The sequence below is a fragment of the Kribbella sp. NPDC050470 genome (assembly GCF_044458365.1).
Classification (GTDB): Bacteria; Actinomycetota; Actinomycetes; order Propionibacteriales; family Kribbellaceae; genus Kribbella.
In genome coordinates, this window is the sequence record NZ_JBITHV010000010.1 from 410,761 (window position 1) to 422,714 (window position 11,954).

At 70.1% G+C, this 11,954-nt stretch carries 9 protein-coding genes; 2 read left to right on the forward strand and 7 right to left on the reverse strand.

The annotated features are described in order from the left end of the window. Positions 1-5 precede the first annotated feature (5 nt). From ACIBGM_RS31085 to ACIBGM_RS31095, 3 genes are all read right to left on the reverse strand, one after another. Positions 6-2,837, reverse strand: a complete 2,832-nt coding sequence (locus tag ACIBGM_RS31085; RefSeq protein WP_396387541.1) for a glycosyltransferase — start codon at positions 2,835-2,837, stop codon at positions 6-8. Between the two features lie 208 nt (positions 2,838-3,045). Then, on the reverse strand, positions 3,046-4,092 hold the full coding sequence (locus ACIBGM_RS31090) for a DUF5937 family protein (protein WP_396387588.1): 1,047 nt from the start codon (positions 4,090-4,092) through the stop codon (positions 3,046-3,048). Between the two features lie 17 nt (positions 4,093-4,109). Beyond that, complete coding sequence (locus tag ACIBGM_RS31095) at positions 4,110-4,583, reverse strand: GyrI-like domain-containing protein (protein ID WP_360533756.1); 474 nt, start codon at positions 4,581-4,583, stop codon at positions 4,110-4,112. A 102-nt stretch (positions 4,584-4,685) separates the two neighbouring features. Here ACIBGM_RS31095 and ACIBGM_RS31100 point away from each other — a divergent pair, with 102 nt between their 5' ends. Continuing rightward, positions 4,686-5,978, forward strand: a complete 1,293-nt coding sequence (locus ACIBGM_RS31100) for a glycoside hydrolase domain-containing protein (RefSeq protein WP_360533759.1) — start codon at positions 4,686-4,688, stop codon at positions 5,976-5,978. A 1-nt stretch (position 5,979) separates the two neighbouring features. Here the strand turns inward: ACIBGM_RS31100 and ACIBGM_RS31105 are convergent, their stop codons facing one another. Further along, complete coding sequence (locus ACIBGM_RS31105) at positions 5,980-6,351, reverse strand: cupin domain-containing protein (RefSeq protein ID WP_396387542.1); 372 nt, start codon at positions 6,349-6,351, stop codon at positions 5,980-5,982. Between the two features lie 60 nt (positions 6,352-6,411). Here ACIBGM_RS31105 and ACIBGM_RS31110 point away from each other — a divergent pair, with 60 nt between their 5' ends. Beyond that, positions 6,412-6,873, forward strand: coding sequence for a MarR family transcriptional regulator (locus tag ACIBGM_RS31110; protein ID WP_360533765.1), 462 nt, complete (start codon positions 6,412-6,414; stop codon positions 6,871-6,873). On the opposite strand, the gene ACIBGM_RS31115 is transcribed toward ACIBGM_RS31110, so the two are convergent. The 3 genes from ACIBGM_RS31115 to ACIBGM_RS31125 all read right to left on the reverse strand — a co-directional run bounded on the left by ACIBGM_RS31115 (position 6,870) and on the right by ACIBGM_RS31125 (position 11,919). Beyond that, complete coding sequence (locus ACIBGM_RS31115) at positions 6,870-8,138, reverse strand: serine hydrolase domain-containing protein (protein ID WP_396387543.1); 1,269 nt, start codon at positions 8,136-8,138, stop codon at positions 6,870-6,872. The genes ACIBGM_RS31110 and ACIBGM_RS31115 overlap by 4 nt on opposite strands. Positions 8,139-8,208: 70 nt before the next feature. Beyond that, positions 8,209-11,028 (reverse strand): DEAD/DEAH box helicase, encoded by a 2,820-nt coding sequence (locus ACIBGM_RS31120; RefSeq protein ID WP_396387544.1) that lies wholly within the window; start codon positions 11,026-11,028, stop codon positions 8,209-8,211. Positions 11,029-11,037: 9 nt separating this feature from the next. Further along, positions 11,038-11,919 carry an alpha/beta hydrolase gene (locus ACIBGM_RS31125; protein WP_396387545.1) on the reverse strand — a complete coding sequence of 294 codons (882 nt, stop codon included), beginning with the start codon at positions 11,917-11,919 and terminating at the stop codon, positions 11,038-11,040. Positions 11,920-11,954: the final 35 nt, after the last annotated feature.

Sequence of the window (11,954 nt, forward strand, 5' to 3'; positions counted from 1 at the left end):
CCCCGCTACACCCGCTCGTCCGTCGTCGCTCCCTTCGAGGCGTTCTCCCGGTAGGTGTGCCACTTGGTCGGCGGGGGTTCGGGTGGGGCGGGCGAGAGTTGGCGGACGGTGGTGGCGCCGGGGGCCCAGGCGGCTTCGGGAAGCCTGTCGCCCATGACGTCGGCGTACACCGACCGGATGACCTCGGCCTGCGCGGCCCAGGAGAACCGGTGCAGCAGCCGGGGGTCGTCGGCGATGCGCTTGGCGATGCGGTCGCGGTCGGCGAGCACGTTCCAGACCGCCTGGACGAGGCTGTCCACGTCGCCCGCGGTGTAGACGGCGCCGAGGTCGAGCTCGTTCACCAGGTCGGCCTGGGCCGGGGTGTCGCTGGTGATGATGGGCAGTCCGGCGGCGATGTACTCGCAGAACTTGTTCGTCACCGCGATGTCGTGGTTGGGCGCGTGCAGCAGCGGGCTGAGGCCGATGCTGGCCGAGCGCAGGTACAGCGGCACGACCTCGGCGTCGACGAACGGCGCCAGGTGCACGCGGTCGCCCACGCCCAGCTCGGCTGCGCGGGTCAGCAACTCCGCGGTGACGGAGTTGGCCCGCGCAACGATCGCGAGGTGGACCTCGGGCAGCTGGGGCAGTGCCTCGACGACCGTCCCGACGCCGCGGGCGCGGTTGACGCCGCCGCCGTACACCAGCAGCGGGACGTCCTCGGACAGTTGCAGCAGCTCGCGCAGACCCGTGACCTCGGCGTCCTCGGGCGGCTCGACCGGCGCGTTCAGGACGACGTCGGGCATGCTGGCCAGCTTGTGGTCGCGGTGCAGCCAGCGGGCCAACGGCTCGGACACCGTGATGACGCGGTCGGCGTCGCGGATGAACTCGCGCTCGAGGTCGCTGTATGCGGCGACCCGGCGCGGGGCGACCACCGGCACGCCCGGGATGTACTCGTGGGCGTCGTAGATGATCTTGATCGTGCGGCCATCCAGGGCCGCCCGGTGCGCCGCGCGCGCCGCGATGCCGAGCATGAACACGTCGTGCACGTGGATGACCTCGATCTGCATCCGGTCCAGCAGCGGGCCCAGCGTCAGCTCTTGGTCGACCAACTCGGGCATCACCCGCCGCCAGCGGCCCGACGGCAGGCGGCGGTGCAGAGCGAGCAGCCGCTCGCGCCGCTTGCCGATGCCCAGGTCGGTGAGGTCGGTCGTCTGGTGCTTGGCCCGCCGGACGAGATAGGCGCGGGCGTGCAGGATGGCGCGACGCAGCCGCAAGGTCCGCCAGGTCACCGCCCGCCGCAGCCGGTCGACGGCCGGCCGCAGGGTCGGCCGGGACGAGCCGCCGGTGCGCTGGCGGTCGCGGCGGTCCCGGCCACGCTCGGCGCGCAGCTCGCGGCTGTCGTACTGCCAGCGGCCGTAGGCCAGCTTGTACTCGGCCTCGGTTCTGAACCACGGGTTGAGGTTGGCCTTGATGGTTGCCCACCGCTTGCGCCAGCCCGTCACCAGGACCTTCGACTGGATGGGCGGGCACAACACCTGCACCTTGCCGAGCCGGCGGATACCCCTGAGTCTGCGCCCGGGGATGCCGATGCAGGTGACGTCGAGGTCCCAGTTGGCCACTGTCTGCGCGTACTTGAGCACGCGGGCGTCGACGACGATCTCGTTGCCGGCCATCATGACGACCTTGGGCCGGACCCACGGCGGCTTCCAGTCCGCCGGCACCGTGCTCGGCTGCTCCACGAACGCGGCGAGCGTCTCGGCCGACCGGCGGCCGTCGTGCACCTGCTCGACAAAGGCCGGCCCGCGCGCCGCGACCGCGCGGGCCCGCTCCGGGTGCGCGATGAGGTCGAGCACGACCTGCTCGACGGTGTCCGGCGTCGCATCCACGATGGGCAGCTCGAGCCCGGTGTCGGCGGCCACGCGGTCGCGGACGTGCTGGGCGATGTGACCCACCACTATCCGGCCCGCCGCCATGGCCTCGCACGCGGCGACGCCGTAGCTGCCGACGCGGAACTGGTCGAGGACGATGTCGGCGTCGCGGTAGACGGCCGGCATGTCCGCCGGATCGACGCCCTCGACCCGGCGGTAGGTGATGAGCCCCCGCTGGGCCAGGCGCTCCATGATCGGGTCGATGAGCTCGGAGCCCTTCATGGCCGACTTGCTGGGCGCGTGGGCCACCACCGGCTTCTCGTGTGCGAGCACCGGGGCGTCGCTGCGCCAGGTGTCGACGTCGACGACCACCGGGCACCACGCAGCGTTCGGGACGTAGTCCAGAAGGTCAGGCGTCGAGACGTAGACCGGGCCCGGGTACGACGTGAACAGCTCGACAGCCCGGGTCGCGTTGCGCTCGAGCAGTTCGACGGTCTCGTCCTCGAGGTCGGGGAACGGCGACCACGGCTCGAGCTCGACGTGCCGGCTCGGTACGCGGACATCGGAGCCGTGCGCCATCAGCCCCAGGTGCAAGCCCTTGGAGATCAGGTGCTGGATGTCGCCGGCCGCGTCCGGTCCGTGCAAGGGACCGAAGATCGGCCGCGCCGCCTCGATCAGCACGTGCGTGTAGTTGCGCACGACATGGTTGTAGAAGTTCAGCTGCCATCGACGATGGCGCCGGTACGTGCGCGCCGGGACGCCGTAGTCGACCGGGTAGTCGAGGACTCCCCTGAAGAACGCGAACGAGGTCGCCAACGTGTCGGGTGCCCGCTCCTCGAGCGCGCGTGCCCATCTGGTGCCCTGCCCCGCGAAGTTGGCCGGGCCGACCAGCAGCCGGACGGGCGCGTCCAGCCGCGCCGGCATCCCGTCCCGGGTCGCCGGTGCGCTTTCCGGGCGCGCGTCCCTGCCCTTGTCTGTACTGCGATCCACTGTGTTGCCCCCCACGCCGCTGACAAGATCGCGCTGCGTTCTTGAGATTGCGGACTATACCGGTATTTGGGCAGGCGCTGCCCAGGACGGTTGCTGCTGGTGGTGCTCTTCCCCCTCTGTGTCCAGCGGGCCCGAGAGGTTGCCTCGGACTACTGGATAGATGCAGCGAACGTGCCGTTTGGTTGCAACGAATCGCGCACTTTCTTCGTCACCTCATCACGAGGTCCAGAAGGTCGGTGCCGAGGTTGCGGAAGGCGTCCTCGTCCAGGCGGTAGGCGACGAAGCGGCCCTGGCGTTCGGCGGTGACCAGGCCGGCTCGGGTGAGGGCGCGGAGGTGGCGGGTGACCTGCGTCGGGTGCAGTCCCCAGAGGCCGGCGATCTCGCCGGCGGTGCGGGGCTCGCTGGCCACGGCCCGGCAGACGAAGAGGCGATCCGGGGCGGCGAGGGCTTCCAGGCGGGCGCGGACCTGCTGGGCCGTGGGCACGGCCGGACCGCGATCGGCGGCCGGGTAGATGATCGTGAGCGGCTCCCCCGGCACCTCGCCGAGGAACAGGTGCGGCGCGATGTAGTTGCTGGGGACAAGCAGGAGCGAGCGTTCACCCAGGTCGATGCGCTTGTTCTGGACTTTCTGGACCAGCAGGCTGTCCTTGTCCCGCACGCTGATCGCGCCGTCCAGCGAGCACAGCATCGCGGCCACCCCGGCGCGGATCGCCAGGTCGCGATCCTGCCGGCCGCGAGCGGCCAGCGCATCCCGGGACTGCTCCCACACCTCCTCGAACCACTCCGACCAGCAGGCGTCGAGCAGGTCGAGGAACCGCCGTACCGGTTCGGCCGGGTCGGTCAGCAGCGCCTCGACGAGGGCGCCGACGGGCCGGCCCCGGCTCCGGGCCCAGCGCAGTACGGCGTCGGCGTCAGTGGCGCGACTGTTCGACGGCAGGCCGCGAAGGGGACGGATCAGGTCGGCCGCCAGGTCCTCGGGCCGGCGGGACCGCAGGGCCTCCAACTCGTCCTGCCAGGTCGGCACGCCGGTCGCCGTACTCGTCGCGAAACAGCGTGAGCGGACCGCCCGCACAGTCCACGTCCACTGCGCGAGCTCGGCCCGCAGGTCGTCGGACAGCGGTACGGCGCATGCCCACTCGGTCCGACCGTGGTGGCGCGGCTCGGCCAGGACGTGCAGGGCGCAGCCGAGCTCGATCAGCGGGGACGCGACATGCCGGATCCGTTCCGGCTCGAGCCGGCTGATCCCGGCGAGCACGTTGGGCAACGGCGGGCTCAGTCCTTGAGCTTGAACTCGAGGTCGGTCTCCCAGTCGTTCATGTCCGGGACCTCGCGCGGGTCGGACCGGTAGATCTCGAGCCGGGCCGTCCAGTTGTTGCCGTGGGCATCCCACTCCAGGCCCTGCTCGGCCGCCCACTCGAGCAGGTCGCGGGTCGCGCCGAGCAGGCCGTCCGGGTGGCCGTGGTGGGTGGCGCTCACGTACCGGCCGGCCGGGAGCACGCCCGCGACGATCTCCCCCTCGCCGTGGTGCAGGTCGTCGACCGGGAACCCGATCTCCAGCACCAGCCCGGCTTCCATGTCGACGACGTCGTACTTGAAGAACGGAGCGTCGTTCGGGGCGACCTCGTGCGCGGCCAGCCAGGACACCACCTCGCCCATCCGATCGGCGAACGCGCCGATCCCGTCCATCGCGACCTTCCCCCGCAACGCGACGTACGGCCGCTCCTCGCGCTTCACGATCTCCGGCATCCCACGACCTCCCGACTCGACGCTTCCCTCAACTTAACGCCTGCGCAGGACTGGCGCCCGCCAGGCTCCCGGCTGTCTACTACTCAGGTGGGGGTGATCGTGATGATCCGGGTCAGGGTGCTGGCGGTGGCTGTCGCGGTATTGGCATTGGGGTTGCCGATGACGGCTTCGGCCGAGCCGACGACGCCGTTGACCTATCCGGCGGGGAGTACGGCGACGCGGTTCACCGGGTATGCGTTCGACACGTGCACGGCGCCGACGGTCGCCCAGATGACGGCGTGGAAAGCCTCGCCGTACAAGGCGATCGGGATCTACATCGGCGGCGTCAACCGCAGTTGTGCGCAACCGCAGCTCACGCCCAGCTGGGTCAGCAGCGTGACGCGAATGGGCTTCCGGCTGATTCCGATCTACGTGGGCTACCAGGCGCCTTGCACGTTCCGGACCAACGCCGTGAAGATGACCGCGCCGTCCGCCACCACCCAAGGCGGCCTCCAGGCCAGGGATGCGATCGCCAGAGCCCGGGCGCTCAACCTGCTGGCCGGTAGCGCGATCTACTTCGACCTGGAGCACTACAACGCGGCTGATGCGACCTGCAAGACGACGGTGCTGCGCTTCTTGTCGGCCTGGACGAAGGAGCTGCACCGGCTCGGGTTCCTCTCCGGCGTGTACGCGCACCAGAACTCGGGAGCGCCACACCTCGCGTCGGCGTACAACTCCACGTCGTACGCCCGGCCGGACGCGCTCTGGATCGCCCGCTGGGACGGCATCAGCTCGCTCACCGGCTGGCCGACCGTGCCCAACTCCTTCTGGGCGGTCGGCCAACGCGGCAAGCAGTACCTCGGCGACCACAACGAGACGCACGGCGGCGTGACGCTCAACATCGACAGCGACCGCTTCGACGCGCCGGCGGCGAGTGTCTGGTACACGTACACGGTCCGGACCACGATCCACTCGTACGCCGGCCCGTCTACCGCGTACCCGGTCCGGTCCACGATCGCGGCGAACGCCGGCGTACGGATCGTCTGCCAGACGTTCGGGCCGAAGATCGGCACCACCAGCGTGTGGAACAAGCTGATCGACGGCACCTACGTGACCGACTACTACGTGCGGACACCGAACAAGACCGGCTACTCCGCACCCATCCCCGGCTGCAGCAACGCCTTCCAGACCACGATCAACAACCTGACCCGCCGGCACGGCCCGGGTACGTCGTACGCCGCGTACCCAAGCCCGCTTCCGATCGGGTCCCTGGCCTGGGTGACCTGCCAGCGCGCCGGCTCCAGGGTCGGTACGACGTCCGTCTGGGACCGGCTGAGTGACGGCAGCTGGGTCACCGACTACTACGTCGCCACCACCAGCAACACCACCTACACCGCACCGCTCCGGCGCTGCTGACTCACTGCGCCCACGGCGGCTGAACCGTCGTACCGTCCGCCATCGTCCCGGTGAAGCCGGCGGTGACGGCGACGTACAGCTCGGCCGGGCCGGCGCCGAGGTTGGTCAGTCGGATCGGCTCCCCCGCGGCGACCACGACGGCGTCGCCGGCGCCGAGCTTGTCGCCGTCCGGGGTTACCTGCACAGTGCCGTCGAGCACCATGAACACCTCGTCGCGGTCGACGGTGTGCGGCTGGTCGCCGCCGGCGCCGGGATCGACGGTGAGCTTCCACGTGCACAACCCGGCCGACCCGAGGCTCGGCGCCGCCATCACCGTGAACCGCACGCCGGGCAGCTCGAACACCGGCGCCTCGTCCGCTCGGACAACCTGCATGTCCCCTCCTTCAGATAGTCAAGCTGACTTGACCAAGCCAGCTTGACTATCATGGAGCGCATGACACGATCTGGCAAGCCTGATTTCGGGATCCTGCTGCTGTTGGCCGAGCAGGAGTTCGTCCGGGGGCTGCGGGCGGAGACGGCTGCGCAGGGGTTCGACGACCAGGGCCGGTCGGACGGGTTCGTGCTGCGCACGCTGGGCGCCGGGCCGACGAGTATCAGCGGACTCGCGGAGCGGCTGGAGATCACCAAACAGGGCGCGAGCCAGATCGTCGACGACATGGAACGGCGCGGGTACGTCGAACGGCGTCCCGACCCGTCCGACGCCCGCGCGCGCCTGTTGCACCTGACCCCGCGGGGTGAGGCGGCGCTCAACGCGGCCCGGAAGTTCCACCAGGCCTACGAGCGCAAACTCCGAAGGCAGTACGGCGACGACGCGATCGACACCGTCCGCGCCGTACTGACCTCGATGGCAGGTGAGGCGCAGGTGCGCACCCCACACTTCCGATCCCTGTTCTAGCTGAAGTACTTGGAGAAGTAGTCGTGGGTCGGCCAGGTCTGCACGCCGTTGGCCGCGGTCCACATCGCCGCGTCGATGTCGGCGTACGACTTGCCGCTGGCGTCGTCGCGGCGGTTGAAGACGGCCGCCCAGCTCATCCCGGACGAGGTCCGGACCAGCAGGCTGTAGGTGCCCGGCAGGCTGCCGGTGTGCCAGGTGTTGCGCCCGGTGCCGCCAGAGGTCGGACGCACCTGCCAGCCGAGGCCGTAGTACCAGCCGTTGCTGATGCCGGTCTCCGGCTTCGCCCAGATCGCGTTCAGCGAGGTGGAGTTCAGCACCGAGGACGACGCGTCGAACATCCGCGCCCAGCGGACCAGGTCCGGCGCGCTGGCGATCCAGCCGCCGTTCGCGTCCTGGATCCGCATGCTGAACGTCCCGTACGGCGAGGCCACCGTCGCGCCGGTGTTGTCGAGCACGGTCTTGCCGGTGTACTGCGACTCGTACGGCATCTCACCGGTGTGCTTGGCGATGCTCCAGCCCAGCGCCATCCGCTTGATCTTCAGCGGGGTCAGCAGCTTCTGCTGGACGTAGGCCGCGTAGCTCATGCCGCTGACCTTCTCGATCACCCGGCCGGCCAGCACGTAGCCGAAGTTCGAGTAGACGACCTTGGTGCCCGGCGCGTGGTTGATCGTCTGGCCGGCCATGTACTTGATCACGTCGGCGTGCTTGAGCTCCATCGGCACGTTCAGCGCCTTGGAGATCGTGGCATCCTTGAAGTTCGGGTCACCGGACAGGTCGCGGTCCCAGCCGCCGAGGTGCTGCAGCAGCCGCTTGATCGTCACCGACGACCAGCGCGCGTCCCGGGTCTGGCCGGCCGGCGGGGTGGTGGTGAGGATCTTGGTGACCGGCGTGGACAGGCTCAGCTTGCCGTCCTGCACCAGCTTCATGATCGCGGCCGCGGTGATCGACTTCGACACGCTCGCGATCCGGAACAGCGAGGTCGGCTGGACGTCCAGCGAGGTGGACGTGCTGTAGCCGCGGGCAAGCACCAGGCGGCCCTTGTAGGTGACCGCGAGCTGGCCGCCGGTGATGCCGCGGGCCTGCATGAAGGTCTTCATCTGGTTGTCGAAGCCGGCCAGCGCGGTGACCGCGGTGCCGGTGGTCTTCCAGGTTGCGGCGGCATCGGCGGAACGACTGAGCACCGTCGTCCCCACTCCGGTGCCGACGGCGGCGGCCGCCCCGGTTGCGACAGCAAACTTCCCGAGGTTGCGGCGCGACAGCTCCACGAACGTGTTCTCCTTCAGGTGTTCAAGGCAGGGGGCAGTGCCTGAGGAGTCTCTCACCGCGTGGGTTCGTCTACGGCTCGTCGACCACCGAGGCGTACGAGATCACACCGCGCCGGATCTGGTCCACGACAGCTCGTGCGGTGCTGCGCAACTGGGTGTCACCGGCGGCGTCGGCGACCTGCTCGGTGAGATCGATCAGTTGCTTCACCCAACGAACGAAGTCACCCGCGGCAAGGTCGGACTCGTACAGCACCTCGGCCAGCGACGCGCCCGAGGCCCAGCGGAACGCCGGCCAGCAGAACCCGAGGTCCATCGACCGCAGGAAGTCGACCCGCATGTCGCGCTCCAGGGCCGACAGGTTCCGCCAGATCGACCCCATCCGCTCCAGCGCCTGCCGTACGTCGCCACGCGGCAACCGTGGTGACGTCGGCTCGTCCTTCGCCCGCGACTCGTAGACGAGCGCAGCCAGGCACGCGGCCAGCTCGGGCACCGTCAGGTCGTCGAACACGCCCTGCCGCAGGCACTCCGCCGCGACCAGGTCGAGCTCGGTGTAGATCCGCGCCAGCCGGTCGCCGGCCTCGGTGGTCTTGTCGCCGTCCAGGTAGTGCAGTGCGTCCAGCACCTGGCAGACCCGGTCGAACTGGCGGGCGATCGTGTTCGTGCGCTGCTCGATCTTCCGCTGCACGTCGCGGTTCTCCCGGTCGAGCCGGAAGTACCGCTCGGCCCAACGGGCGTGGTCCTCGCGGTCCGAGCAGCCGTGGCACGGGTGCGCGCGCAACTGCGCCCGCATCTCCTGCAGCTCCGGGTCGTCCGCATGACTGACCGCGTCGCGGCCGCGGGCGCGCGACGGCGGCCCGTCCTCACCCAGCATGTCGGTGCGGCTCCGCAGCACCTGGGCCAGCTCGCGGCGCTGCTGCGGGTTGCGCGGGTTGAACTTCTTCGGGATCCGCAGCGACCCGATCGCCTCGACCGGGGTCGGGAAGTCGATCATCGACAGCTTGCGGACCTGCCGGTCCAGCGTCAGCACGGTCGGCCGCGGGCCCTCCCGCTCCGAGCGCATCCCCGGGTCGAGCACCAGCGCGAAGCCCGCGCTGCGGCCGGCCGGGATCCGGACGATGTCGCCGATCCGCAGCTTCTCGATCGATTCCTGCGCCTCGATCCGGCGGTCCAGCTTGCGCCGCTTCGACCCGGACGCCTCGCGCTCACCGATCCGCCGGCGCAGGTCGGCGTACTCGAGGAAGTCGCCGAGGTGGCAGTCGATCGACTCCTTGTAGCCCTCGAGCGCCTCGGTGTTGCGATGCACCTGCCGGGCCAGCCCGACCACAGCCTGGTCGGACTGGAACTGCGCGAACGACAGCTCCAGCATGTCGCGGGCCCGGGTCCGACCGACCTGGCGGACCAGGTTGACGGCCATGTTGTACGACGGGGAGAACGACGACCGCAGCGGGTACGTACGCGTCGAGGCCAGCCCGGCCACGGCGCGCGGATCGAACCCGGGCTGCCAGAGCACGACCGCGTGCCCCTCGACGTCGATCCCGCGCCGCCCGGCCCGGCCGGTGAGCTGGGTGTACTCCCCCGGGGTGATGTCGACGTGCGCCTCGCCGTTCCACTTCGACAGCTTCTCGAGCACGACGGTGCGGGCCGGCATGTTGATGCCCAGGGCAAGCGTCTCGGTGGCGAACACGACCTTGATCAGGCCGCGCGCGAACAGCTCCTCGACGACCTCCTTGAAGGCCGCCAGCATGCCCGCGTGGTGCGCGGCGATCCCGCGGCTGAGCGCCTCGGCGAAGTCGTGGTACCCGAGCACGCCGAGGTCCTCGTCCGGCAGGTCCGCGGTCCGCTCGGCCAGCACCCGCTTGATCTCGTCCCGCTCGTGCGGCTTGGTCAGCCGCAGGCCGGACCGCAGGCACTGCAGCATCGCGTCCTCGCAGCCCTTGCGGGAGAAGATGAAGTAGATCGCCGGCAGCAGCGCGCCGGCGTCCAGCTCCTCGACCACGTCGGACCGGAACGGCGTGAAGTGCGTCCGGCTGGGCCGGTTCTTCGGCAGGTCGCGGCGCCGGCGTGGCTTGCGCGAGTCGTCGCGGAAGACCCGGTTGTCGTCGCGGGCGATCCGGACCAGCTGCGGGTTGACCAGGTCCTTCAGGTCGGGCTGCGCCGCCTTGGCCGGGTTGCCGGACTTGTTCTTCGCAGGTGCGCCGACCCTCGCGGTCGGCGCTTCCCCGGCGAACAGGTCGTGCAGCCGCTTGCCCACCATCACGTGCTGGAACAGCGGCACCGGCCGCTTCTCCTCCAGGACGACGACGGTGTTGCCGCGGACGGTCTCCAGCCAGTCGCCGAACTCCTCGGCGTTGCTCACGGTCGCGGACAACGACACCACCGACACCGAGTCGGGCAGGTGGATCAGCACTTCCTCCCACACCGCGCCGCGGGAGCGGTCGGCCAGGTAGTGCACTTCGTCCATCACGACGTACGACAGGCCGAGCAGGGTGCTGGAACCGGCGTACAGCATGTTCCGCAGCACCTCGGTCGTCATGACGACGATCGGGGCGTCGGAGTTGATCGAGTTGTCACCGGTCAGCAAGCCGACCTTGTCGGCGCCGTACCGGCTGACCAGGTCGGCGTACTTCTGGTTGCTCAGCGCCTTGATCGGGGTGGTGTAGAAGCACTTCTGCCCGCGCTGGAGGGCCAGGTGGACGGCGAACTCGCCGACCAGCGTCTTGCCGGACCCGGTCGGCGCCGCCACCAGTACCTGATGCCCGTCCTCCAGCGCCGCACAGGCCCGCAACTGGAACTCGTCGAGCTCGAAGTCGTACAGCCGCCTGAACTCCACGACCGCCGGATGCTCCTGGTCCGAGCGAAACACGGCGTACTTCTCGGACGGAGTGCTCATGCCCCCAATCTATGCGACCCGACCCCCAAGAAACGTCGCGGCGTGGTCGAGGGCCTCGTCGGCCTCGTCCAGGAGGCCGGCCATCAGGGGGTAGACGTGGGGTGCGCCGGCGACTACGTCCAGGCTCACGTCGACGTCTTGTTCGGCGGCGTGGGTGGCCAGGCGGAGGGCGTCGTCGAGGAGGACCTCGGCGCTGCCGACCTGGATCAGGAGGGGTGGGAGGCCGGTCAGGTTGGCAAGCAGGGGGCTGGCCAGGTCGTGCTTGGGGTCGTGGCCGGCGAGGTAGTGGTCGGCGTACTCCTGCATGTGGGCGCGGCTGAACAGCGGGTCGAAGTCGCCGCGGGTGTCCATGCTCGCGCCGGACAGCGTGAGGTCGGCCCAGGGCGAGAAGACAACGGCAGCGGCCGGCAGCCGGAGGTCCTCGCGTCGCGCGGCCAGCATGGTGGCGAGGACCAGCCCGCCACCTGCGGAGTCGCCCGCGATCACGATCGGACGGCCGGTCTCCACGAGCGCTTTGTACGCCGCCAACGCGTCATCGAGCGCAGCCGGGAAGGGATTCTCCGGTGCGAGCCGGTACTCCAGCGAGACCGCCTGGAAGCCGGTACGGCGGGCCAGCGGGGCCGCCAGGTTGGCGCCGGTCCGGGCCGAACCGACGACGTAACCGCCGCCGTGAAGGTAGAAGATCACCGCGTCGCCATCCGCACCGGCGACATCGACGTCCAGCGCCGGGACGCCGCCCAGCGTGCGCTGCGTCAGCGTGACGTCGTCGCCGAGCGGCCGGGTCGCGAACAGTTCGTCGAACCCGGCCCGCTGCTCCGCCACGGTCCGGCCGAGGTCGCCCTTGGTGATGATGGCTCGCGCCGCGGCGCGTTGTTCGAAGGTCATCGTCATCCTCCGCTGGATGATAGATTCCGAGGAATATAGTT